19 protein-coding genes are annotated in these 21,234 nt (G+C 62.9%); 5 read left to right on the top strand and 14 right to left on the bottom strand.

Going from position 1 to position 21,234, the window contains the following annotated elements; all coding sequences use genetic code 11:
- Positions 1-92: 92 nt before the first annotated feature.
- A complete protein-coding gene (locus FHS78_RS14640; RefSeq protein WP_167095126.1) occupies positions 93-1,556 on the bottom strand; it encodes a coniferyl aldehyde dehydrogenase in 1,464 nt (487 codons plus the stop codon).
- Positions 1,557-1,830: 274 nt separating this feature from the next.
- Between FHS78_RS14640 and FHS78_RS14635 the strand changes: the two genes are divergently transcribed.
- The 3 genes from FHS78_RS14635 (at position 1,831) to FHS78_RS14625 (ending at position 4,635) form a co-directional block, all read left to right on the top strand.
- Entirely contained in the window at positions 1,831-2,886 is a 1,056-nt protein-coding gene (locus FHS78_RS14635; RefSeq protein ID WP_167095125.1) for a GGDEF domain-containing protein, read from the top strand.
- A 124-nt stretch (positions 2,887-3,010) separates the two neighbouring features.
- On the top strand, positions 3,011-3,814 hold the full coding sequence (locus FHS78_RS14630) for an enoyl-CoA hydratase-related protein (protein ID WP_167095124.1): 804 nt from the start codon (positions 3,011-3,013) through the stop codon (positions 3,812-3,814).
- Between the two features lie 29 nt (positions 3,815-3,843).
- The gene (locus FHS78_RS14625) at positions 3,844-4,635 is read left to right on the top strand and encodes an enoyl-CoA hydratase/isomerase (protein ID WP_167095123.1); all 792 of its coding nucleotides are present in this window, start codon (positions 3,844-3,846) and stop codon (positions 4,633-4,635) included.
- A gap of 15 nt (positions 4,636-4,650) precedes the next feature.
- Here the strand turns inward: FHS78_RS14625 and FHS78_RS14620 are convergent, their stop codons facing one another.
- The 10 genes from FHS78_RS14620 to FHS78_RS14575 all read right to left on the bottom strand — a co-directional run bounded on the left by FHS78_RS14620 (position 4,651) and on the right by FHS78_RS14575 (position 12,941).
- On the bottom strand, positions 4,651-5,115 hold the full coding sequence (locus FHS78_RS14620; RefSeq protein ID WP_246220527.1) for a DUF411 domain-containing protein: 465 nt from the start codon (positions 5,113-5,115) through the stop codon (positions 4,651-4,653).
- Complete coding sequence (locus FHS78_RS14615; protein WP_167095122.1) at positions 5,112-5,501, bottom strand: TfoX/Sxy family protein; 390 nt, start codon at positions 5,499-5,501, stop codon at positions 5,112-5,114. The genes FHS78_RS14620 and FHS78_RS14615 overlap by 4 nt, the downstream gene beginning before the upstream one ends.
- A gap of 1 nt (position 5,502) precedes the next feature.
- Positions 5,503-5,865, bottom strand: coding sequence for a HesB/IscA family protein (locus FHS78_RS14610; protein WP_167095121.1), 363 nt, complete (start codon positions 5,863-5,865; stop codon positions 5,503-5,505).
- 52 nt (positions 5,866-5,917) lie between these two features.
- Positions 5,918-6,286 (bottom strand): SUF system Fe-S cluster assembly protein, encoded by a 369-nt coding sequence (locus FHS78_RS14605; protein ID WP_246220531.1) that lies wholly within the window; start codon positions 6,284-6,286, stop codon positions 5,918-5,920.
- 31 nt (positions 6,287-6,317) lie between these two features.
- The gene (locus tag FHS78_RS14600; RefSeq protein ID WP_167095119.1) at positions 6,318-7,565 is read right to left on the bottom strand and encodes a cysteine desulfurase; all 1,248 of its coding nucleotides are present in this window, start codon (positions 7,563-7,565) and stop codon (positions 6,318-6,320) included.
- On the bottom strand, positions 7,562-8,905 hold the full coding sequence (sufD, locus tag FHS78_RS14595) for a Fe-S cluster assembly protein SufD (RefSeq protein WP_167095118.1): 1,344 nt from the start codon (positions 8,903-8,905) through the stop codon (positions 7,562-7,564). The genes FHS78_RS14600 and sufD overlap by 4 nt, the downstream gene beginning before the upstream one ends.
- Positions 8,906-8,941: 36 nt before the next feature.
- Positions 8,942-9,694, bottom strand: coding sequence for a Fe-S cluster assembly ATPase SufC (sufC, locus tag FHS78_RS14590; protein WP_167095117.1), 753 nt, complete (start codon positions 9,692-9,694; stop codon positions 8,942-8,944).
- Positions 9,695-9,712: 18 nt separating this feature from the next.
- Positions 9,713-11,161 (bottom strand): Fe-S cluster assembly protein SufB, encoded by a 1,449-nt coding sequence (gene sufB, locus FHS78_RS14585; protein WP_167095116.1) that lies wholly within the window; start codon positions 11,159-11,161, stop codon positions 9,713-9,715.
- Position 11,162: 1 nt separating this feature from the next.
- A complete protein-coding gene (locus FHS78_RS14580; protein WP_246220526.1) occupies positions 11,163-12,389 on the bottom strand; it encodes a cysteine desulfurase family protein in 1,227 nt (408 codons plus the stop codon).
- A gap of 66 nt (positions 12,390-12,455) precedes the next feature.
- The gene (locus FHS78_RS14575; protein WP_167095115.1) at positions 12,456-12,941 is read right to left on the bottom strand and encodes an Rrf2 family transcriptional regulator; all 486 of its coding nucleotides are present in this window, start codon (positions 12,939-12,941) and stop codon (positions 12,456-12,458) included.
- Between the two features lie 271 nt (positions 12,942-13,212).
- Between FHS78_RS14575 and FHS78_RS14570 the strand changes: the two genes are divergently transcribed.
- Entirely contained in the window at positions 13,213-13,905 is a 693-nt protein-coding gene (locus tag FHS78_RS14570) for an alpha/beta hydrolase (RefSeq protein ID WP_343041989.1), read from the top strand.
- A 7-nt stretch (positions 13,906-13,912) separates the two neighbouring features.
- Here FHS78_RS14570 and FHS78_RS14565 read toward each other — a convergent pair whose 3' ends face one another.
- Complete coding sequence (locus FHS78_RS14565) at positions 13,913-15,034, bottom strand: anhydro-N-acetylmuramic acid kinase (protein ID WP_167095113.1); 1,122 nt, start codon at positions 15,032-15,034, stop codon at positions 13,913-13,915.
- 97 nt (positions 15,035-15,131) lie between these two features.
- Between FHS78_RS14565 and tyrS the strand changes: the two genes are divergently transcribed.
- Positions 15,132-16,388, top strand: coding sequence for a tyrosine--tRNA ligase (tyrS, locus tag FHS78_RS14560; protein ID WP_167095112.1), 1,257 nt, complete (start codon positions 15,132-15,134; stop codon positions 16,386-16,388).
- A gap of 9 nt (positions 16,389-16,397) precedes the next feature.
- On the opposite strand, the gene FHS78_RS14555 is transcribed toward tyrS, so the two are convergent.
- Positions 16,398-17,531 (bottom strand): ferritin-like domain-containing protein, encoded by a 1,134-nt coding sequence (locus tag FHS78_RS14555; RefSeq protein ID WP_167095111.1) that lies wholly within the window; start codon positions 17,529-17,531, stop codon positions 16,398-16,400.
- A 102-nt stretch (positions 17,532-17,633) separates the two neighbouring features.
- Positions 17,634-21,122, bottom strand: a complete 3,489-nt coding sequence (locus FHS78_RS14550) for an AsmA-like C-terminal domain-containing protein (protein ID WP_167095110.1) — start codon at positions 21,120-21,122, stop codon at positions 17,634-17,636.
- Positions 21,123-21,234: the final 112 nt, after the last annotated feature.

Here is a 21,234-nt window from a genome sequence, read left to right as displayed (position 1 = left end):
TGGCAGGAAAAAGGAAATTCCGATTACACCACAAGACAAACGAAAAAGGGCGGTCCCGAGAGACCGCCCTTTTCCTTGCCCGTCTTCGGGGCCTATTTCTTGATCATGCCCATCAGCCGCTTGCGCGACTTCGAGGTGTAGGGCGGACGGAACATCTCCGCGACCATCTTCGCATTGGACTGCTTGTAGACGGCCTTGGCGTGGCTGAACGTGCGGAAACCGTCGATACCGTGATAGGCGCCCATGCCGCTCGGGCCGACGCCGCCGAACGGCAGATCTTCCATCGAGACATGCATGATGACGTCGTTGACCGTCACGCCGCCGGATGTCGTGCGATCCAGCACGGTGCGTTCTTCCTTCTCGTCCTCGCCGAAATAATAGAGGCCGAGCGGACGGGCATGACCGTTCACATAGTCCAGCACCTCGTTCACCGAGCGATAGGACTTCACGGGCAGCACGGGGCCGAAGATTTCGTCCTGCATGACCTTCATGTCGTCCGTCGGGTTCACGACAATCGTCGGCGGAATCTTGTGCGCCTGCTGCTGGCTGAAATCCTCGTTGGCGGGATTGATCTCGACGATCTTCGCGCCCTTCTGCTTCGCATCGTCGAGATAGGAGTTGATGCGGTCGTAATGGCGCTGATTGACGATGGAAGTGTAGTCCGGATTGTCCTTGATGGTCGGATACATCTTCGTGATGGATTTCTGCGCCTCGTCGACGAAGCTGTCGAGCTTGGCCTCCGGCACGAAGACATAGTCCGGCGCGAGACAGATCTGTCCCGCATTGAGGGTCTTGCCCGTCATGACCTTGGCGGCCGCTTCGTCCATCTTCGCCGTGTCGGAGACGATGACCGGCGACTTGCCGCCCAGCTCCAGCGTCAGCGGCACGAGGTTTTCGGCCGCCGCGCGCATGACGTGATAGGCGATCGAGGTCGCGCCGGTGAAAAGCAGATGATCGAAAGGCTGCTTGGAGAAGGCCTGGCCGACCGCCGGACCGCCCGTGATCACGGCCACTTCCGTCTCGTCGAAGGCGGAGCGGAACATCCGCGCCATCAGTTCGGACGTCGCCGGCGTGAACTCGGACGGCTTGATCATGGCGCGGTTGCCGGCGGCGAAGACGCCCGCCAGCGGCGTGAAGGTGAGGTTCACGGGGAAGTTCCAGGGCGAGATGATGCCCACCGTGCCCAGCGGCTGATATTCGACCCGCGCCTTGGCGCCGAGCAGACCGAGCGGGAACTGGACTTTCCGCTTTTCCGGCTTCATCCACTGGCGCAGATGCTTCTTGGCGTGTTTCAGCGGGTTGATGGAGCCCATCACATCGGCCATGAGCGACTGGTCATGGCTGCGATGGCCGAAATCGGAGGCCATGGCCTCCACGATTTCCTTCTGGTTATCCACGACCAGCGCAATCGCCCGGTCGAGCCACTCGATCCGGCGTTCGGCGCTGATCGGCCCGTCGGCGATATGCGCCGCCTTCTGCTTGTCGAGAATCGCGCGGATCGACTGGGAAATGGCTTCTATATCGGCTTCCTGAGAATTCTGCTCCGCTACGCTCATTGGCGCCCTCCTGTCCCCGCCGCACCAACTGGCGGCGCGTTTGAATTGCTTCCCGGCTGTCCGGCCTCATATGCCGGCTCGTTTATCGGGATAATACATAATTCCCCGGTCATTGAGAGCCCCTCGCATTTTCCGGCAGCGGGGCGGGTTTTAAGACCTTATCGACCAGAAAAATTGCCATTTTCCGCCGGATTTACCTGGCTGTAACCGTATCGGCCTAGGCTCCAACTCAAGGGAAGCGACCGCAGGGTACGGTCAGCCGATGGGGCATTCGATGACATCCGAGAAGATCCTTTCCGCCGGCGAGTGCAGCGCGCGGGCTATCGAACTCATGGCGGAACACGGCATTGCGCCGGTGCCTGAAAACTATGCGCTCTGGTACCGCTATGCTTCGGGCCAGACCCCCGATCTCAACCAGGCGCTGGACGAACGGCTGTCGAGCGGCCGGCCGATCGACGCCGCCACCGCCGAGGAGCTTCGCGAACGCTATCTGAGCGATGCCAAACTCGCCGCCGTCACGCTCGAAACCGGCGAAAGGCTGAATTCCGAACTGAACCAGATCATCGAGATCATCGAATCCTCCACCGGCAATTCGACCGCGTTCGGCCATTCGGTCCGCGAGGCCAGCGCCGGACTGTCCGCGAAGTCCACCCCGGCCGATGTGCGCAACGCGGTGAAATCGATCCTCGAGGCCAGCCGGGACATGGAAGCCCGCAGCCAGGAACTGGAGGAACGGCTGAAAGCCACCAGTTCCGAAGTGACCGAGCTTCAGCAGACGCTGGAGGCCGCCCGCAACGAGGCGCGAACCGATGCGCTGACGGGAGTGGCCAACCGCAAGGCGTTCGACGAAACCCTCGCCCGCGAAATCTCGCATGCCCGGGAGACCGCGCAGCCGCTTTGCCTGCTGATCGGCGATATCGATCATTTCAAGAAATTCAACGACACGTTCGGCCATCGCACGGGCGATCAGGTGTTGCGCCTCGTTGCGAGCTGCCTCAACAACGGCACGCGGGAAAGCGACACGGTGGCGCGATATGGCGGCGAAGAGTTCGGCGTTATCCTGCCTTCCACGACCACGAAGGATGCCGAGCAGATCGCCAACAAGATCCGCGAGGCGGTCCAGTCGCGGGAGCTGGTGAAACGCTCCACCGGCGAGTCCCTCGGGCGGGTGACCATGTCTCTGGGCGTGGGCTCCTTCCGCCCTTCCGACGAATCCTCCAGCCTGATCGAGCGCGCCGATGCCTGCCTGTATGACGCAAAACGGAACGGTCGCAATCAGGTTCGCAGCGAGTTGAGCACCGCCCCGGACAGCCGGGCCGTGGCCGGCTGATCCGCCCATCCGATTTTACGCAACGTCTCTCTGAGGCCGCTTCGTCACCGGCAAAGCGGCCTTTCGCCTGTGCGCGCAGACGACTATCCTCCCCGCAAACAAGCCTTCAGGGAGGGACTACCCCATGAATACCGACGGGGAAACGATCAAGCTCGAAATCGCGGATGGCATCGCCCTCCTGACGCTGAACCGGCCCGACGTGCTGAACAGCATCAACATGAAGCTCATCGAGGAAGTGCGCGAAGCGGTCGCCAAGGTGGCCGCCACCCCGGATGCGCGCGTGCTCGTGCTGACAGGCGCCGGCCGGGCGTTCTGCGCGGGCGCCGACCTTGCCGCCCAGGGGCAGCGCGAGGAAGGCATGAGCATCGGTCAGGGCGTCGCCCATGGCATGACCGTCGGCTTCAACCCGATGGTGCGGGAACTGGCCGAACTCGAAAAACCCAAAATCGCCGCCGTGAACGGCACGACGGCAGGCGGCGGCGTGGGCCTTGCGCTTTGCGCCGACATCGTGATCGCGGCGAAATCCGCCTCTTTCATTCAGGTCTTCGGGCCGAAGCTCGGCCTCATTCCGGATATGGGCTGCACATGGTTCATGCCGCGCCTTGTGGGGCTTGCCCGTGCCCGCGCGCTTGCACTGACCGGCGACAAGCTGCCGGCGGAGACGGCCGCCGACTGGGGGCTCATCTGGAAATGCGTCGAGGACGATGCGCTGATGGAAGAAGTCATGACGCTGGCGGGCAAGCTTGCCCAGGGGCCGACCAACGCCTTTGGCGAAATCGTCAAGGCGCTCGACGTTTCCGGGCGCCATACGCTGGCCGAGCAGCTCGACTATGAGCGCGACATTCAGGGGCAGCTTGGCGATCACCCGAACTTCGCGGCGGGCGTGAAAGCCTTTCTCACCAAGACGAAACCGGAATTCCAGCCATAAGAACCGAACTGCAATCAGGGAGTAGAAACATGGATTTCGAACGGGTCAAACTCGACATCGACGGCGGCGTCGCCAAGCTGACGCTGAACCATCCGGAAGTGATGAACGCCGTCTCGCCCGAAATGCTCGGCGGGCTGATGGACGCAATGGACGAGGTGGAGACCAAGTCCAACGGCGTGCGCTGCCTGGTGATGACCGGCGAAGGACGCGGCTTCTGCACGGGTGCCAATCTTCAGGGCCGGGGCGACAATTCCGGCAAGGTGCCGGATGCGGGCGCGGCGCTGGAATCGCTCTACCACCCCTTCCTTCGTCGCCTGCGCAATCTCAAGGCCCCCTTCATCACCGCGGTGAACGGCCCGGCCGCCGGTGTCGGCATGAGCTTCGCGCTGATGGGCGACATGGTGCTCTGCGCGAAATCCTCCTACTTCCTGCAGGCCTTCCGCCGTATCGGGCTGGTGCCGGATGGCGGCTCGACCTGGATCCTGCCGCGTCTCGTCGGCAAGGCGCGCGCGATGGAGCTTTCGCTGCTGGGCGAAAAACTGCCCGCCGAAACGGCACTGGAATGGGGCCTCGTCAACCGCGTCTATGACGATGAAAAGCTGATGGACGAAGCCATGACGCTGGCGAAAGACCTTGCCGGCGGCCCGACGCGCTCGCTTGCCGGCATCCGCCAGCTTTATTGGGAGAGCACGGACAACACCTATGAAGAGCAGCTCAATCTGGAACGGCAGCTTCAGCGCGACATGGGGTATTCGGCGGATTTCCGCGAAGGCGTGAAGGCCTTCCTGCAGAAGCGCCCTGCCGAATTCAAAGGCGAATAAACCGTTTGAGGCCGGTCAGAAGGTCGCGTAGACCTTCGGCCGGCCGTTTCCGAAAGCCAGCACATCGACCGGTCCGGCTTTCGGCCCCGGCATTCCCGGCGTACCGACGGGCATGCCCGGCACCGAGATGCCCGTGACGCCTTCGGGCCGCTCCTTCAGAAGGCGGCGGACGACAGAGGCGGGCACATGACCTTCCACGACATAACCCTCGATCAGGGCTGTGTGACAGCTTGCCAGATCGGATGTGATGCCGTGGCGGATCTTGCGGACGGCCAGGTCGCTATCCTCAAGCATGCGAATTTCGAAGCCCGCTTCGCGCATATGGTCCGCCCATAGTTCGCAGCAGCCGCAGCCCGGCGCCTTGTAGGCGGTGCCGCGAATGACGGCGGCGCGGGCCGGAAGACTTGCAAGCGGCGACAGCGCGACCGATCCAAGCACCGCCATGCCGCCCAGAAGCATTTTCCGCCTGTCGATCTTCATCCCGCCCTGCTCCGCTTTTTCGTTTTCGGTTTCTTGCCGGCCTTTGCCCGCATGGCCGCGCTCAGGGCATCACGTGCCCAGGCGACCATTTCGTCGGGATCATCGTAAAGCCTTTCCGGCACTTCGTAATAGGACATTGAAATGGCCTTGCGCGCCTGCCCGTCCCTTGGCGGCGGCTGGTACATGAACGGCGTCTGTCCTTCTTCCTCGAAGGCGGAGCGGTTCTGGTCGTCGACCTTGAAGTAGAGCGTTTCGCCGGCGATGAGGCCGAACATCAGATCGTCGAAATAGACGCCTGCGCCGCCGAACATGGCGCGGATCCGCACGGGGCCCAAGGCCTCCAGCTGTTCGCGGACAAAGGCCTTGTACTCCGCGCCGACGGCCATGTCAGTCGGCCTGCGCGGGAACGATGGTCACGCTCTCGCCGCAGCCGCATGCATCGGTTACATTGGGATTGTTGAAGCGGAAGCCGCTTGAAAACTTGTCGATCTCGTAATCCATCTCGGTGCCCAGCAGGAAAAGGATCGCCTTGGGGTCGATCAGGATCTTCACGCCGCGATCCTCGACCACCTCGTCCATGGGGTTCACCTCCTCGGCGTAATCCATGGTGTATTCCATGCCTGCGCAGCCGCCATTCTTTACGCCGATGCGCACACCGACATATCTGCCTTCCGACGCCGACATGATCGCCTTCATCCGCTCCGCGGCGCGATCGGTCAATGAAATAGCCTTGGGCCTTTCGCGTTGCATTGCCATTCTCCTTAACCCCTGAAATGGCGTTTCAGGGGGTCTGCTTCAAGCCTCAATACATGTTGAGCGCAACGCGCGCCTCGTCCGACATGCGGCTCGGGTCCCAGGGCGGATCGAACACCATGTCCACATCGACGTCGTTGACACCCTCGACCGTGCGCACGGCATCGGCCACCCATTCGGGCATCTGCCCGGCGACCGGGCAGCCCGGCGCAGTCAGCGTCATCTCCACCTTCACGTCGCGGTCGTCCGACACATCGACCTTGTAGATGAGGCCCAGCTCATAAACATCGACCGGGATTTCCGGATCGTAGACGGTCTTGAGCGCGGCGATGATGTCATCGGTCAGCCGCTCAAGCTCTTCGGGCGGGATGGCAGAGGGGGTCTCCGCCTCTTCTCCCGGTGCCTGCGTTCCGTCCATCGCCTTTACATCTTCGGTCGTCATCCTGCCCTCATCCGAAGAATTTCCTGGAGTCGATCAGCGCGTCGACCAGCGCATCGACATCCTTCGTCGTATTATACATGGCGATGGAAGCACGCGATGTCGCCCCCACGCCGTAGCGCTCCATTACCGGCTGGGCGCAATGGTGCCCGGCGCGCACCGCGACGCCCGCGCGGTCGATCACGGTCGCAATGTCATGGGCATGCGCATTGTCCATCACGAAGGAGATGATACTGCCCTTCCGCTTCGAGGTGCCGATAATGCGCAAGCCTTCGACCTCCGACAGACGCCGGGTCGCATAGTCCAGCAGCGTCATCTCATGCGCGAAAATGGCCTCGCGGCCGATATCCATCATGTAGTCCAGTGCCACGCCAAGCCCGATGGCCTGTGCGATGGGCGGTGTGCCGGCCTCGAAACGATGCGGCGGGTCGGCATAGGTGATCTCGTCCATCGCCACTTCGCGGATCATTTCGCCACCGCCGCGATAGGGCCGCATGGCGTCGAGATGTTCACGCTTGGCGTAAAGCAGCCCGATGCCGGTCGGCCCGTAGAGCTTGTGGCCCGAGCAGACGTAAAAGTCGCAATCCAGCGCCTGAACATCCGTCGGCATATGCACCGCGCCCTGGCAGCCATCCACCAGCACAGGCACATCATGCTCATGCGCGACGTCGATCATTTCCTTCAGCGGCGTAATCGTGCCGAGCGCATTCGACATTTGCGACATGGCGACGAATTTGGTGCGCGGACCGAAGGCGGCCTTGTAGGCGTCGAAATCGACATCGCCTTCATCGGTCAGCGGTATCCATTTCAGCACCGCGCCGAAGCGTTCCCGCAGGAAATGCCATGGCACGATATTCGAATGATGCTCGAGCAGGCTGAGGATGATCTCGTCGCCTTCCTCGATGCGCGGCTCGGCCCAGGACGACGCAACCAGATTGATCGCATCCGTCGCGCCCGCGGCGAAGATGATTTCCTCTTCCTGCGCGGCATTGAAGAATGTCCGGGCCGTCTTTCGCGCTTCCTCGAACTTCTCCGTCGCCGCATTGGAGAGATAATGCATGCCGCGATGAACATTGGCGTATTCGTGCAAATAGACATCGCTGACCGCGTCGATCACCGCTTTCGGCTTTTGCGCCGAAGCGGCGCTGTCCAGATAGACGAGCGGCTTGCCATAGACCTCGCGCGACAGGATCGGGAAGTCAGCGCGGATCCGCTCCACGTCGAATGCCTGTTTTTCATTCAATGCAGGCGCGTTCATACGATGTCCTCCGCCGAAAGGCTGCCGGCCTCGAACCAGCCCGCGACCAGTGCTTTAAGTTCGGCGCGCGCTTCCTCATGGGGCGCATAGTCCAGCGCTTCGTCCAGAAACGCCGAAATCAGCAATTGCCGCGCCGTCATCTCGTCGATCCCGCGCGAGCGCAGATAGAAAAGCGCGTCCTTGTCCAACTCGCCGATGGTCGAGCCATGCGCGCATTGCACGTCGTCGGCATAGATCTCGAGTTCCGGCTTGGCATTGACCGACGCATCGCGCGAGAGCAGCAGTGCATTGGTCATCTGACGGCCATCGGTTTTCTGCGCGTCGGGGCGCACGATCACCTTGCCCTGAAAGATGCCCTGGGACCGGTCGTCGAGTACGCCCTTGAAATGCGTGTGGCTGTTGCTTTCCGGCACGGCATGGTCGACCACGCAGAACTGGTCGGCATGCTGTTCTCCGCGCAATGCATAGGCACCGTTCACATGGGCTTCCGCCTCGCCGCCCTCGAACTCGACGAAGGTCTGGCCGCGCGATACGCCCGCGCCGAGAATGAGCGTGAAGCTGTCCAGCTTCGCCTTTTCCGACAGGGCCGCGCGCATGGTCGATAGATGCACGGCCTTTGCCGCCTCGTCCTGCAGCTTGATGTGATTGAGGGTCGCCCCGATGCCGAGGGACACTTCCGTCACCTGGTCGGCGAAATAATGCGCCGCGCCCGCCGAGGCATGGGTCTCGAACACGGTCGCCTGCGCATTCTTTTCCAAACGCACGAGATTGCGCGCATGGGATGCGCCGTCATCGGCGGCGAGAAAAATGAGGTGCAGCGGTTTGTCGAGCGCCACGCCTTCCGCGACATGCAGCGCCACACCGTCCGCCATCAGCGCCAGGTTGAGGCCGGAAATGGATTGCGCCTGCGGATTGGTGTCGAAGCGTCGTTCGATTGCCGCCTTGGCCCAGTCCTGTTCCAGTGCCTCGGCCAGGGGCCGAAGCGCGACACCCTCCGGCAGCCCATCCATATCGGAAAGGGCATGATTGAGACGGCCATTCACGAAGACGATCTTGTGCCGGTCGATGGCATGGAAAAGCGCCGCGCCTGAACCCGCGTCTCCTTCCGGCAGCAACACCGCACCTTGATGAGCCGGTGCCGGGGCGAAGGCGGCTTTCTCCAACACGTCGCGCAGGTCGGTATATTTCCAGTCTTCAAGGCGACGATGCGGAAGTCCGGCATCGGCCAGTTCGCGGATCGCGGCCTCGCGCCGCGCAGCCAGCCAGCCACCCGCGCCGGGCAGCGCATCGCGCTCCCGCTCGAAAGTGTCGATAAAACTCTGCGCTATCGCGTCAGTCATTTGTCTCACTCAAAAACGTCAATTCAGGGTGCCGATTCACGCCGCTTCGTCGGCGCCATATTCCGCGTAGCCCGATTTTTCCAGCTCGAGCGCCAGCTCCTTGCCGCCGGTCTTCACGATGCGACCCTTGGAGAGCACATGCACCTTGTCGGGCACGATGTAGTCGAGCAGGCGCTGGTAATGCGTAATCACCAGCATGGAGCGCTCGGGCGAGCGCAAGGCGTTCACGCCTTCCGACACCGTCTTCAGCGCGTCGATATCGAGGCCGGAGTCGGTTTCGTCCAGTATCGCGAACCAGGGTTCCAGGATCGCCATCTGGAGGATTTCCGCGCGCTTCTTTTCGCCGCCCGAGAAGCCGACATTGAGCGGCCGTTTCAGCATCTCGTCGGTCACGTTGAGGGGCTTTGCCTTTTCACGCACCAGCTTCAGGAACTTTACCGCGTCCAGTTCCTCCTCGCCGCGCGCCTTGCGCTGCGCGTTCAACGCCGTCTTGAGGAAAGTCATGGTGGTGACGCCGGGAATTTCGATCGGATACTGGAACGCGAGGAAGATGCCCGCCGCGGCGCGCTCGTCCACGCTCATTTCCAGCACGTCCTGCCCCTTATAGGCGATGGAGCCTTGCGTGACCTCATAGCCCTCGCGGCCCGACAGCACGTAGGAAAGCGTCGACTTGCCCGACCCGTTCGGTCCCATGATGGCGTGCACCTCGCCTGCGCCGACCTCAAGGTCGATCCCTTTCAGGATCTCGTTGCCGCCGACTTCCACGTGCAGGTTCTTGATCTCAAGCATTACTCTTTTCCTCTCGCGTCAACCGACGCTGCCTTCAAGGCTGATGCCGACGAGCTTCTGCGCCTCGACGGCAAATTCCATGGGGAGCTGCTGCAATACGTCGCGGCAGAACCCGTTGACGATGAGCGCGACCGCCTCCTCTTCCGGCACGCCGCGCTGCATGCAATAGAAGAGCTGTTCGTCGCTGATCTTCGAGGTCGTCGCCTCATGCTCCAGAATGGCGGTCGGGTTTTTCGCCTCGATATAGGGCACGGTGTGCGCGGAACATTTATCGCCGATCAGCAGGCTGTCGCATTGCGTGAAGTTGCGGACGTTCTCCGCCTTCTTGTGCACCGAGACGAGCCCGCGATAGGTGTTCGACGAGCCGCCGGCGGAAATGCCCTTGGAGACGATCCGGCTCGACGTGTTCTTGCCGAGATGGATCATCTTGGTACCGCTGTCCACCTGCTGCTTCGTGTTGGAAATGGCGATGGAATAGAACTCGCCGCGCGAATTGTCGCCGCGCAGGATGCAGCTCGGATATTTCCACGTGATGGCGGAGCCCGTCTCCACCTGCGTCCAGGAAATCTTCGAGTTCCTGCCCCGGCAGTCGCCGCGCTTCGTCACGAAGTTATAGATGCCGCCCTTGCCTTCCTCGTCGCCGGGATACCAGTTCTGGACGGTGGAGTATTTGATCTCCGCATCGTCCATCGCCACCAGTTCGACCACGGCGGCATGAAGCTGGTTCTCGTCGCGCTGCGGCGCGGTACAGCCTTCGAGGTAGCTCACATAGGAGCCCTCTTCGGCCACGATGAGCGTGCGTTCGAACTGGCCGGTCTGCTTCTCGTTGATCCGGAAATAGGTCGACAGCTCCATCGGACAGCGCACGCCCTTGGGGATGTAGACGAAAGATCCGTCGGAAAAGACGGCGGAGTTGAGCGTCGCAAAGAAATTGTCCGTCACCGGAACGACGCTGCCGAGATATTTCTTCACCAGCTCCGGATAGTCGCGGATCGCTTCGGAGATCGGACAGAAAATGACGCCCGCTTCCTTCAGCTTTTCCTTGAAGGTGGTGACGACGGACACGCTATCGAAGACGGCATCCACCGCGACGCCGGCCAGCATCTTCTGTTCCTCGAGCGGGATGCCGAGCTTCTCATAGGTTTCGAGAAGCTTGGGGTCCACCTCGTCGAGGCTTTCCGGCGCGACGGTCTGCTTCGGCGCGGCGTAGTAATAGGCGTTCTGGTAATCCATCGTCGGATAGAACACCTTGGCCCAGGTAGGCTCCTTCATGTTCTTCCAGCGGCGGAAGGCTTCCAGACGCCATTCCAGCATCCACTCCGGCTCGTCCTTTTTCGCGGAGATATAGCGAACGGTATCCTCCGTCAGGCCGATAGGGGCCTTTTCGGATTCGATCTCGGTGGAAAAGCCATATTTGTACTTCTCCACTTCGCCAACGGTTTCGACTGTCTCCTTGACGGCCGCCATTTCAACTCTCCACTTCCGCGAGCGCCGCGTTGCGCCCGCTTGTCTCACTTCCGTCCGCCAGAGGCCGCTTCTTCGCCTTCACATAGGCGCGCGACCAGCTTTCGACGAACCGGTTCACATCGTCCTCGGTGCTGTTCCAGCCCAGGCTCACCCGGACCGCACCCCTGGAAATTTCGTCCTCGACGCCCATCGCATCGAGTACATGCGGCCGCCCTACCTTGCCGGAAGAACAGGCCGCGCCGGCGCTGACGGCAATGCCGTCGAGATCCAGCATCATCACCAGCCGCTCCGCGTCGAGGCCGGGGGCCGAAACATAGCTCGTATTGGGCAGCCGCGCCGCCCTGGCGCCGAAGAACACCGCATCGGTCGCGATGTCCGCAATCCGCTCCTCCAGCAGGTCGCGAAGAAGCGAAAGCCCGGAAAATCCGTCCAGCGCCGCGTTCGCCGCCCGGGCCGCCGCGCCGAAGCCGGCAATGCCCGGTACATTCTCGCTGCCGGCCCGGCGCCGCATTTCCTGCCCGCCCCCAAGCTGCAGCGGTTCGACGGACAGGCCGCTACGGAACACAAGTGCGCCCGTGCCCAGAGGACCGCCCAGCTTGTGCCCGGCCAGGAGCATCATGTCCACATCCGCATCCGTGAAATCCACGGACAGCTTGCCCGCCGCCTGCACCGCATCGGTGAGCAGCAATCCACCCGCTTCATGCGTCAGCTCGGCTGCGTCCTTTACCGGCTGGATGACGCCTGTTTCGTTGTTCGCCCACATCAGCGCGACCAGCGGCTTGCCCGGCTCGGCCAGCAGGGTCTTCAGTGCCGCGAGATCGGCCACGCCATCGGCATCCACCGGCAGCCATGACAGCGGCAGGCCGATGGCCTCCGCCGGGGCCCGCACCGCGCTATGCTCCACAGTGCAGACGATCAGCCTTTCGACATCCGCGCCGGCCCTTGCCGCATGAAGGGCGAGATGGGCGGCCTCGGTGCCGCCGCTCGTGAAGACGAGCCCGGCATCACCCGCGTTGACCAGCGCCTTTACCTGGCTCCGCGCCGCCTCGACCAGCTTGCGCGCCGCGCGCCCTTCCGCATGCACGGAGGAGGCGTTGCCCAGCCCCATGCCCGGCGCGGCCAGCGCACGCATGACCGCCGCCGCGGCTTCGGGCCGCAGCATGGTCGTTGCGTTGTGGTCCAGATAGGCGCGTTTCATCGTCATCGCCTTGTTATCACCCTGCGACATTCATTCCGGGCCCCGATCGGCACCGGCGGGAGCCAGGGGCGGAAGCGGCCCGGAGGAGATGGAATTTCAGCTCGCGGCGGCGACAGGTGCCCGGGCGGGAAGCTCTTCCGATCCGGGCCGCGTCACCATGGCTCCGCCTGCGAGGCGGCCGTCGATCACGTCGCCCAGCGACACGGAATTCAGATAGACGTGAATCTGCTGGCTCAGGCCTTCCCACAGATCATGCGTGATGCACCGGCCCGACGAGGCGAGACAGCCCTTCGGCGAACCCAGTTCGCAGCGCGTCGCCTTGATCGGCTCGTCCACCGCCATGATGACGTCCGAAATGCGGATGGCGTCGGCACCCCGGGCGAGCAGATAGCCGCCGCCGGGACCGCGCACACTCTTGACCAGGCTGCCACGGCGCAATTTGGCGAAAAGCTGCTCCAGATAGGACAGCGAAATTTCCTGACGCTCGGCGATCTCCGCGAGAGCGACCGGATTGCCGCTGGAATGACGCGCCAGATCGGCCATGGCCATGACCGCGTAGCGGCCTTTCGTTGTCAGCTTCACGACATACTCCTTTTACGTCGGCACCGGTCGGAGCGCGCGAAAAGCTTGCAAACCAGTCCAATGCCTGTGTTAAGAACATGCGCCCTGAGACATGGCGATGCCCTATCTTGCTTCCGCAGTGCAGCACAAAGGCCGCCGGACCTCTTGGAAGCCGTTTCCATGGGGCGGGAATTTCCCGACCTCTTAAGTCAACTATCTAGCACCTCGTACCGATTTTTCCAGAGGAAACAGGCAAAATCGGCGAAAATAATTCCCAGATAGACCATCGGGAATAGCCCTTCCCAGCGTTAATGCCGAGAAAGCACACATGCCTGAAGTGATTTTCAACGGTCCCGCCGGCCGTATCGAAGGCCGTTACCATCACAACAAGACCCCGAATGCGCCGGTCGCGCTGGTGCTGCACCCGCACCCGCAATTCGGCGGCACGATGAACAATTCCGTGACGCTGGCCCTGTTCCAGACCTTCCTGGAGCGTGGCTTTTCGGTCATGCGCTTCAATTTCCGGGGTGTGGGCCGCTCCCAGGGCGCGTTCGATTCAGGCATTGGCGAGCTTTCGGACGCCGCCTCGGCGCTGGACTGGCTGCAGGCGCAGAACCCGGATGCCGGGCAGTGCTGGATCGGCGGCTTTTCCTTCGGCGCCTGGATCGCCATGCAGGTGCTGATGCGCCGCCCGGAGATCGAGGGATTCATCTCCGTCGCGCCGCAGGCCAATATGTACGATTTCTCGTTCCTGGCGCCCTGCCCCTCATCGGGCCTGATCCTCAATGGCAGCGCCGACCAGGTCGCGCCGCAGGCCGATGTGCAGAAGCTCGTCGAGCGTCTCAAGACGCAGAAGGGCATCACCATCGAACACCAGACGATCGAGGGCGCCAATCATTTCTTCGAGAAGCACCTGAACGACCTCGTGGACGTCGTCGGCGGCTATCTCGACAAGCGGCTCGCCCAGGCTCCCGAGAAGGGCTGATCCTTCCTCAGGCCAGCGCCCGGCCCGCGCGGTGAAGCCGGCCGCCCGTCATCGGTTCGGGCACGCCGGTCGTGCCGGGCTCGCTCAGGGGCAGGCCGCGCAGCGACCTGACCGCCAGATAAGCGAAGGCCTCCGCCTCGATATTGTCGCCTTCCCAGTCCACATCCTCCGCCCGGACGACGCGGGAGGGAATGCGCGCACGCAGTTCCTCCATCAGGACGGGATTGTGCCGCCCGCCGCCGCAAATGATGAAATTGCGGGGCAGTTCCGGCATATGCAGCAGCGAGCGCGAGATGGCCGCCGCCGTAAAGGCGGTGAGCGTCGCCGCCCCGTCGGCGGGAGAGAGATGCGCGACCGCCTCGTCGGTGAAATCGAACCGGTCGAGCGATTTGGGCGGGCGGCGTAGAAAGAAGGGATGGTCCATCATCCGGGCCAGCGCCTCCTCGTCGACATCGCCCAGCCGGGCCAGCTCGCCATTGGCGTCCATCGGTTCGTTCAGATGGCGCTGCGCCCAATCGTCCACCAGCGCATTGCCGGGACCGGTATCGAAGGCGATCAGCGTGCCGTCCTCGCCGATAAAGGTCACATTGCCCACGCCGCCGATATTGACGACGGCGACCGTGCCCGGAAGGCCCATGCTGCGCACAAGTGCCCTGTGATAGAGCGGCACGAAGGGGGCGCCCTGCCCGCCCGCGGCCACATCCGCGGCGCGGAAATCATTGACGACGTCGATGCCCGTCAGGCTCGCCAGCACCTCGCCCAGGCCGATCTGCACCGTCCGGCGCCTTTCGGGCTGATGCAGCACCGTCTGGCCGTGGAACCCGATCAGGTCCACGTCATGCGCAGCAAGCCCGGCCTTTTCCAGCAGGGCCTTCACCGCCTTGGCATGAACGAATGTCAGATGGCGTTCGGCTTCGGCGACCACCTCCGGCATGGGCGCACCAGGCTCCCAGCCCATCGCCTCCTCCAGCGCCATGCGCAGCAAAAGCCGTTCTTCCCGGGTATAGGGAGTGGACATGGCCGCGCCGCGCCTCAGCAGGCCCTCGCCGTCCGTTTCGAGCAAGGCTGCGTCCACACCGTCAAGGGAGGTGCCGCTCATCAGGCCAATGGCGCGGATTGCACGGGGCATCTTCTTCTCACGTCCGTTTTGCGTCTCGTGAAACCATGCTACATGACCACGGCTCCCGCAGCACCCTATCCGACACGAGAACCGATCGAGCCCGACAATGAACGCCTACAAGTCCGATTTCCTGCGCATTCTCTCCGAGCGCGGCTTCATCCATCAGCTTTCCGACGAGGCGGCGCTCGACGAAGCCGCGCTGGAAAAGGCTGTGACGGGCTATATCGGCTTCGATGCGACGGCGAAAAGCCTTCATGTCGGCAGCCTCGTCCAGATCATGATGCTGCGCTGGCTTCAGAAGACCGGCCACAGGCCGATCACCCTGATGGGCGGCGGCACGACCCGCATCGGCGATCCGAGCTTTCGCGACGATGCGCGCCCGCTTCTGACCGATGAGCAGATCGACGACAATCTGGCCGGCATCAAACAGGTCTTCGCCAAGTTCCTCACCTTCGGCGACGGGCCGACCGATGCCGTGATGGTCAACAACCGCGACTGGCTGGACGAGCTGAAATATATCGATTTCCTGCGCGACTACGGCCGTCACTTTTCGGTCAACCGCATGCTCAGCTTCGACAGCGTGAAGATCCGGCTGGACCGCGAGCAGAATCTGTCCTTTCTCGAATTCAACTACATGATCCTTCAGGCCTACGACTTCGTGGAACTGAAACGGAACTATGACTGTGCGCTGCAGATGGGCGGCTCCGACCAATGGGGCAATATCGTCAACGGTATCGAGCTGGGCCGTCGCGTGGACGGCGCGCATCTCTACGGCCTGACGAGCCCTCTCCTGACCACGGCCTCGGGCGCGAAGATGGGCAAGACGGCCGACGGCGCCGTCTGGCTCAATGCGGATATGCGCAGCCCTTACGATTACTGGCAGTACTGGCGGAACACGGAAGACGCCGATGTGGGCCGCTTCCTCAAGCTCTTCACGGAGCTGCCGCTGGACGAGATCGCGCGGCTCGAAAAACTGGCAGGCGCGGAGCTGAACGAGGCGAAGAAGATCCTCGCCACCGAAGCGACCGCCATGTGCCATGGCCGCGAGGAAGCGGAGAAGGCGGCGGAAGCGGCCCGCATCGCCTTCGAGATGGGGGCGACGAGCGCCGACATGCCGACCGTGGAAGTTCCGGCTGCCGATCTCGACGCCGGCATCGGGGTGCTGAGCGCATTCGTGACCGCGGGGCTTTGCAGCTCCAACGGCGATGCACGGCGCCAGATCAAGGGCGGCGGCGCGCGCATCAACGATACTCAGGTGACGGACGAAAAGACGTCTCTGACGAAAGAGAGCCTGACCACGGACGGCGTGATCAAGCTCTCCATTGGCAAAAAGAAGCATGTGCTCCTCAAGCCCGTGGCCTGAGGAGACCTCTTACTCGGCAGCCGTACCGCCCAGGGCGAAAACGGCATTCCCGCCGCCTGCGCCGTTCAGCTCCTGCAGATATTTGATGCCCTCTTCGGCAATGTCGTCGCCGACCATGCGGTCGCCTTCGCCGTAGAGTTCCTGCATATCCACATAAGCTGCGTATTTCGGTGCCGTACGCTCGGTAATGATGCCGGCCTTCAGCAGCGTCTTGATCAGGACCCGGAACACATTGGTCGATTCCTGAAGATCGCTCCGCATATTGCGATCCGTCAGCGCTTCGGCCAGCGCGCCCTGCACCCAGCGCCAATCGAGACCGAGACGCTCGTAGATTTCCTTCTTCTGCTCGGGCCCGGAAGAGTTGCGCATCAGCGTCATGAAGACCTCCAGCGCCCAGTCCTCGATCAGTTCGCGTTCCGATTCCGGCAAGCGCGGCACGGTCCGGTCCGCCCAGATCTTTCCGAATTTGTGGTGGAAGGCTTCATCCGTCATGACGAGCTGCATGAGACGGCGCAGCAGCGGATCGTTGGTCTTGGCATAGAAGGTCGCGAAGGTGCCCATGGCGAGGCCTTCCACGATCATCTGCATACCGACGAGCTTCTTCCAGACGAGCGGCGAGGCCACGATCTCGTTCAGAAGCTGCTCCAGCACCACGCCGCAGGCGGTCGGCTTGCCCCAGCGGGCCTGGATGTATTTCGCAAAACCCGTCACATGGCGCGCTTCCTCGCGCGTCTGGTTGGCCGCATATTCCTGCGCGCCGGGATCCTTCAGGATGTGACAGAGGCTGGCTGACAGCGCCAGCGCGCCCTGCTCCCCATGCAGGATGGAGGACATGGTCCAGCGCACATTCTCGTTCACCAGATAGATTTTCTGCTTCTCGTCCAGCTTGTCGGAAACGGCCGTCTTCAGCTCCATGTTGAAGTCGGACGGCATCAGCAGTTCGCGCTCGAGATCGAAGGGCTGGCCGTAGTCGATATATTTGTCGTCCAGCGGATCCCAGAAGTGATCGTGCGTGGCGGAAATGATCTTGTCGAAGGCCGACGACCTCGTGCCGTAGCGATCGACATCCATCATGGCCGGAAAGTCGTCCGGTGCGACCGCCTCATAGGCGGAATCCACCGTCATCTTTTCATTGCTGCTCATCTTCTCTACTCCTCCCAGAGCGATATCTCCCTGAGATGGAGGATAGCATTTGCGGAGGCCGACTACGCAATAGCCTATTTCATCGTTTTCTAAGGCGGAAAGTCAGGGTGTGCCGGGTGCCCGGGATTTTCCGGCAGGTTTTTCCGCCGCATCGGGCGCGGGGGCATCTTTCCGGCCGGTTTCGGCCTTTTCTTCCTTGTCGGGCATCTGGCTGCCGAATTCGAAGAGACGGCGCAGGAACCCCGGCGCCACGACCGAAAGCGGGTTCACCAGGACGTCGGGATTATCGGAGGCGCCGCGAATGCGATAGGTGAAGCCGAATATGCCCTCCCCCTTGCGCCCCACGATCAGCGGGCCGAGCAGCGGTACTTCGCCCAGAATGGAATTGATCGTATAGGCGGGCACAATCGTCCCTTCCAGGCTCAGCATATTGTCCGCCAACTCCACAGTGCCGGACGCCGTAATGCCGATCGCCGGGCCCGAGGCACGCGCATCGTCGACCTCCAGGCTGGAGCCGTCCAGGGCGAAGGGCATTTCCATCCGCTGGAAGAAAATCCCCTCGCCCGCCAATGTGTCGCGGATGCCGGTCAGAGAGCCCACCGTCAGCAGGTTCGCCAGGACCGGGGCATCGACGACGCGAAACTCGTCGATCGCCACACGACCCGCCAGCGACGGCGAGATCTTGTCGTCCGTAAAGACGCCCTCGGCCATCAACTCGCCGCCGGTGATACTTTCGGAAATACCCAGCACGCCGATCAGCGCGCCGGCGTCCAGCGCGTCCAGTCGCATCCGCCGCTTGCCGTCCGCGGCGATTTTCACGCTGCCCGTGATCTTTTTGCCTTCAGGATCGGTCGCGCTCAGATCGGCAAGATAGAGCCGCCCGTCCACGAAGGTGAGGTCCGCGGCGGGCACCTTCAACAACAGGTCGCCGTCGCCTCTCACCTGCAGGAGCCGGGCGACGACGCGGATGCGCCTCGCCCTGTCCTGCGCCGCCTCGCGGATCGGCAATTCCGGTTTCGCGTCCAGCCCTTCTTCCTCACCGCCCCCGGCACCCAAAAGGCCGGTACTGTCGATGCTCGCGCCCGTAATATCTATGCGCAGAGCGGCGTCGGTTCCCTTGCTCGTGCGGAGCATGAAATCGTTTTTCGGCCCGAGTTTCACCACCGGCAGGTCGGCCTCCCGCAGGTCGCCCTCCGCGCCCAGCGTCAGCGAGCCGCGCAGGTCGATCCGGTCGCCCTTCATATCCAGATCGGCTATCCGGTATCCGCCATCCTCGAGAAATGTGATGTCCGCGCTGACGGTCGCCGCCCTGCCGGGCTCCTTCGTCCAGCCAAGGACAGGCGCCCGCACGGTGCTCTTCGTGACATCGGCGGCGACGCTCACATCCCTGACGGACTTGCCATCACCCGAGAGGGAGGCATCGATGGTCATGGGGCCGGATATGACGTTGCCCAGCGAAAGATCAAGCGCCTTGCGGCCCGCATCGTCCAGCACACCGCTAAGACGATATTGGGAAGACGGTCCCTTGCCGGCAGTAAAGCGTTCCTTCCACTGAAGGTCGAAGGGTCCGACCGCGTTGAGCGAAACCTTGCCGGTGGCCGACATGCCCTGCCGCGCCACATCGATGGAGAGCGTGCCGCCCGTGACGGAAATATCGGGCTGAATGTTCGGGATGGCGACATCGATCGCCTGCGCCTTGCCGGAGAAGTCGACATCGTCGAACGTCACTTCCTTGACGAGCGGCAGGCTGATATGGCCGTCGACACGCCCCGTTCCGGCCACCTTCGCCGGGTCGAGGCCGAATTTGCCGATGAGGTTGAGCGGATCGTGGTCCAGCAGACCGAGCAGGTCGCTGGTTTTTCCGGCCATCGTGAAATCGATGACGCCCGGCTCCTTCTTGTTGTCCAGCTTGTGTTTGATGAAGTGGCCGTTGCTGAACGCCACATTCCGCGCCTCGTCCAGCCGGACCGTGCCGCCATCCACCCAAGCCTCGAATGTGTCGCCGGTGAGCTTTGCACGGCCCGCCACATCTTCGATGGGCGGCATGCCGTCAATATAGCTGACGTCGGTCCCGTCCATACTGAAAGTGAAATCGACCGCGTCCTCGGGCAGCGGTGTGCCTTCCTCCACCTGCGCCAGCATGCCGTCGGGAATGTTCACATCATACCGGCCGCCGAAAACGCGGCCGCCCTGCATATTCTCCACCACCCATTTGCGCGCGCCGTCGGCCACCGGCAGCGGCCAGATATCGAGCAGTTCGGGCAGGGTGAGATTGTCCAGCGTACCGTTCAGCTCCAGCACGGGCGAGGTTTCGCCCATCGCCAGGTTTCCGGACATGGTCACCTTGCCGCTTCCCGTATCGACGGCGAGACGGTCCACTTTCGCGGCCAGGGCATCCAGGTCGAGCTGGCCCCTGAGCACCATGGTGCTCGCCTCGACCGGCCCCTCGAAAAAGCCCGGCACTTCTGTGCGGAAGCCGGTGACCTTGAGGTCGAGCCCCAGTTCGGAGGGACTGAACCCGCGAATATCGTTGTAGACGAGCGTGCCCGTCGCATCGGCGGCATGAGGCCCGGCGCGCAGCGACAGGGTCTTGAGCGCGATCTCCCGCTTGTCGCCGTCCAGCGTCAACTCCGCATGCGCCATTTCGAGCGGCAGTTCGGTGTTCCACGGGTCCGGCAGGTCGATCCGCCCCTCGCCCGCGTCGATGGCAAGCGTCGCGCCCTCGATCCGTCCGTCGCGATAGATTTCCAGGTCCCCGGTCAGCGCCAGCGGTGCGTCGAAAATGCGATAGGCGTCGAAGGCGGGCGACATCTGGGCCAGACGGGCGGGATTGAGGTTATCGAGCTGCGCGGCGACCTTCGCCATTTGCGCATCGGGCGGCAGCGTACCGTTCAGCGAGAGATGCGCCGTGGTATCGCCGATCCTGAGGTCGGTTCTCAGGGCACCGGCCAGCGCCTGCCCGTTGCGGGCGACATACATATTCGCGTTGGGGGCCACGAACTCGACATCGTTCACCCGGTCGATGAAGTGCAGCGTGCCCTGCCGGACACCCACCCGGCGCAGATGACTGAGAAACGGGATCGCCGGATCGTCTTCGCTCAGCGACGCCATGAGCATGGCGAAAAGCCCCGCGGACTGCCCGTACTCGTCCGGCGCGCTCTGCTCTTCCCGTCCGTTATCGGACAGGCCCAGCGTGATGCCGGAGGGATCGCGTATGATGGCGAATTCGACGCCGTAAAGACGGATCGTCGTCGGCGCGACCGTGCCGACCAGCAGTGCCGGAACGCTGAGGCGGAACGAGAGCTGGGGGACGCGGGCGACCACATTGCCTTGCGCGCCCTTGAGTTCCACCCCGACAAGGCGGAGCGAAAGACGCCGGTCCTCCGCCGACCAGGCAATGACCGTATCCTCCAGCGACAGCTCGCCGCCGTTCAGAGACGGGTTCACCGCGTCGACGATGGTCTGGTTGAGGAGCGAAACCGGAACCGGGCCGGTGCTGAGCCGCCACGCGAACACCGCCAACAGCACCGCGGCGGCGGCCACGGCCACGCCCACGATTTCCAAAAGGATTTTACTGGTACGGCGGATCAAGACGGACTCATCGAAGAAAAACACAATCCGGATAATTCAAGACATCAAAAATACGGCGAAAGCGAGTCCCATGGGGAAGGAAATCCCCTATTCGCTCCCGAACCGCATCGCA

This window comes from Parvibaculum indicum (genome assembly GCF_011762095.1).
Lineage (GTDB): Bacteria > Pseudomonadota > Alphaproteobacteria > Parvibaculales > Parvibaculaceae > Parvibaculum > Parvibaculum indicum.
The sequence above is the reverse complement of the archived record's forward strand: the minus strand, read 5'-3'. Positions and strand labels throughout refer to the sequence as shown.

Coding starts and splice junctions, on each gene's coding strand:
- FHS78_RS14640 (WP_167095126.1), bottom strand. CDS start 1,556: ATGAGCGTAGCGGAGCAGAATTCTCAGGAAGCCGATATAGAAGCCATT.
- FHS78_RS14635 (WP_167095125.1), top strand. CDS start 1,831: ATGACATCCGAGAAGATCCTTTCCGCCGGCGAGTGCAGCGCGCGGGCT.
- FHS78_RS14630 (WP_167095124.1), top strand. CDS start 3,011: ATGAATACCGACGGGGAAACGATCAAGCTCGAAATCGCGGATGGCATC.
- FHS78_RS14625 (WP_167095123.1), top strand. CDS start 3,844: ATGGATTTCGAACGGGTCAAACTCGACATCGACGGCGGCGTCGCCAAG.
- FHS78_RS14620 (WP_246220527.1), bottom strand. CDS start 5,115: ATGAAGATCGACAGGCGGAAAATGCTTCTGGGCGGCATGGCGGTGCTT.
- FHS78_RS14615 (WP_167095122.1), bottom strand. CDS start 5,501: ATGGCCGTCGGCGCGGAGTACAAGGCCTTTGTCCGCGAACAGCTGGAG.
- FHS78_RS14610 (WP_167095121.1), bottom strand. CDS start 5,865: ATGCAACGCGAAAGGCCCAAGGCTATTTCATTGACCGATCGCGCCGCG.
- FHS78_RS14605 (WP_246220531.1), bottom strand. CDS start 6,286: ATGGACGGAACGCAGGCACCGGGAGAAGAGGCGGAGACCCCCTCTGCC.
- FHS78_RS14600 (WP_167095119.1), bottom strand. CDS start 7,565: ATGAACGCGCCTGCATTGAATGAAAAACAGGCATTCGACGTGGAGCGG.
- sufD (WP_167095118.1), bottom strand. CDS start 8,905: ATGACTGACGCGATAGCGCAGAGTTTTATCGACACTTTCGAGCGGGAG.
- sufC (WP_167095117.1), bottom strand. CDS start 9,694: ATGCTTGAGATCAAGAACCTGCACGTGGAAGTCGGCGGCAACGAGATC.
- sufB (WP_167095116.1), bottom strand. CDS start 11,161: ATGGCGGCCGTCAAGGAGACAGTCGAAACCGTTGGCGAAGTGGAGAAG.
- FHS78_RS14580 (WP_246220526.1), bottom strand. CDS start 12,389: ATGTCGCAGGGTGATAACAAGGCGATGACGATGAAACGCGCCTATCTG.
- FHS78_RS14565 (WP_167095113.1), bottom strand. CDS start 15,034: ATGCCCCGTGCAATCCGCGCCATTGGCCTGATGAGCGGCACCTCCCTT.
- tyrS (WP_167095112.1), top strand. CDS start 15,132: ATGAACGCCTACAAGTCCGATTTCCTGCGCATTCTCTCCGAGCGCGGC.
- FHS78_RS14555 (WP_167095111.1), bottom strand. CDS start 17,531: ATGAGCAGCAATGAAAAGATGACGGTGGATTCCGCCTATGAGGCGGTC.